This is a genomic window from Frankia sp. CcWB2 (assembly GCF_977927585.1).
Window position 1 is genome coordinate 1 of record NZ_CDWRCM010000064.1, and the last position, 2,053, is coordinate 2,053.

Consider the following 2,053-nt stretch of genomic DNA (forward strand, 5'->3'; position numbering starts at 1 on the left):
CTCTGCACCAGCACCTCGTCACCATTCTCGGCGGCGATCCGACCCGGCCACCTTGAGCGGAAACCAGGCCGGTCAACGCATCGAAACCCCATGTGCGGAAGACAGACCTAGACTGAGTTCCATGACCGCCGGGTCCCTCACGACGTCCGCCTCGCTCTCCCCGTTGCTCGGCCTGCCGGGTGCGGTGGCCGGCACTGCCGAAGACGCCGTGGTCGCCGCCCACTACGGCGATCCGCTACGGGAACAGCGCGCAGTGCGCGACGGCGCCGCCGTCGTCGACAGATCGCATCGGGACGTGCTGCGCATCTCCGGCCCCGACCGGCTCTCCTGGCTGCACAGCGTTACCTCTCAGCATCTGTCTGCGCTGGGCGCACTGCGGGGCACCGAGGCGCTGGTGCTCTCCCCGCACGGCCACGTCGAACACCATCTCGTCCTCGCCGACGACGGCACGTCCACCTGGGTGGACGTCGAGCCCGGCACCGGCGGCGCCCTGCTGCGCTACCTGGAGTCGATGCGCTTCATGCTCCGAGTGGAGCCGACGGACATCGGCGCGGTGACGGCGGTGCTCAGCGTGCTCGGGCCAAGGGCCGCGCAGGTCGCGGCCGCGGCGCTGGACGGGCCGAGTGACGGCGCGCCCGGCCTGGACCTGCCCGAACCACAGGCACCCGACCCGGTCGGGGCACCGATCACCGGTCCTTACCCGGTCGCTCGCACCGGGACGGGCACGCTGGTCCGGCGGATCCCCCACGGCGTCGACCTCCTCGTCGGCCGGGCCGACCTGACCGGCACCGTCGAGCGGCTGCGCGCCGCCGGGGCGGGTCTGGCCGGGTTGTCCGCCTTCGACGCCATGCGCATCGCCTCCCGACGGCCCCGGCTCGGCCGGGAGACCGACCATCGCACCATTCCGCACGAGGTGGGGTGGCTGGCGAGCGCCGTGCACCTGGACAAGGGCTGCTACCGCGGGCAGGAGACCGTCGCCCGGGTACACAACCTCGGTCGCCCGCCGCGGCGGCTGGTACTGCTGCATCTCGACGGCACGGTGGCGGCGCCCCGTTCTCCCGTCACGGTCGGCGAGCGCGAGGTCGGGTTCGTCGGCAGCTCCGAGGTCCACGAGGAACTCGGCCCCATCGCCCTGGCGGTAATCAAGCGGTCCGTGCCGGCGGATGCCGCCCTCGTCGCCGCCGATCCCGACGGCGCGCCGCTGGCCGCCGCGATCGATCCGGACGACGAACCGGCCACGACGGTGCCGAAGCGTCCCGCCGGGCGGCTGCGTCCCTGATTCCCGGCCGGCTCGGGTTCCGGCCGGCTCAGGCGGTCCGGGCGAGGAGCTGATCGAGTTCCCGCACCGCCGGGTCGGTGCCGTGCCGCCGCAGCCGGCGGCGCAGCTCGTCGGCCCGGCGGGCGTTGCGCTTGGATCGCGTCGCCTCCAGCATCGGCAGGGCCTGGCGGGTCAGCTCGCACCCGTGATCGACGTTACCGAGATCCATCTGGACCGCGGCCCACCGGAGCAGGTAGGTGGCCCGGTCCCGGGCCCGGGAGTCCGGGTGGATCGCCAGGGAGCGTTCCAGCCACCGGTCCGCCTGCGTGAGGTGACCGAGATCGATGTAGCAGCTGCCGATCTGCGCCTGGTACTCGGCCTCGTCAAAGTAGGACGACCAGGCGGGGTCCTCAGGCCGCGCGGTGACCATCGCCTCCTCCGAGCAGGCCAGCGCCTGCGCGCAGGCGCTGGCCTCCCCGAGCGCGGCGTGGGCACGGGCCCGCCGCATGTGCAGCATGGCGCCGACGCGACCGGACGCTCCCCCGGCGCTGGCCACGGCGGCCTCGGCCAGATCCACCGCCTCCCGCGGGCGGGCGAAGTCCACGCACTGCAGGGACATGTTCTTCAGCACGTTCGCACCGAGCATGCGGTCCCCGCCGGCGTGCGCGGCATGCAGCGCGGTGATCCAGTACCGCTGAGCGGCCGTCTGGAAGCCGGCGTCGAACGAGACCCACCCCGCGAACCGGGCGAGCTCCGCGGCCACCAAATGCAGGTGACGGCCCACGTGCTCGGTGT

At 73.4% G+C, this 2,053-nt stretch carries 1 protein-coding gene and 1 pseudogene; one reads left to right on the top strand and one right to left on the bottom strand.

Annotated elements, in window-relative coordinates; translation table 11 throughout:
* Positions 1-121 precede the first annotated feature (121 nt).
* Positions 122-1,279, top strand: coding sequence for a CAF17-like 4Fe-4S cluster assembly/insertion protein YgfZ (gene ygfZ, locus ACY45C_RS09135; protein WP_462187193.1), 1,158 nt, complete (start codon positions 122-124; stop codon positions 1,277-1,279).
* A gap of 28 nt (positions 1,280-1,307) precedes the next feature.
* Here the strand turns inward: ygfZ and ACY45C_RS09140 are convergent.
* Positions 1,308-2,053 (bottom strand): annotated as a pseudogene (locus tag ACY45C_RS09140) (transcriptional regulator); the annotation flags it as partial.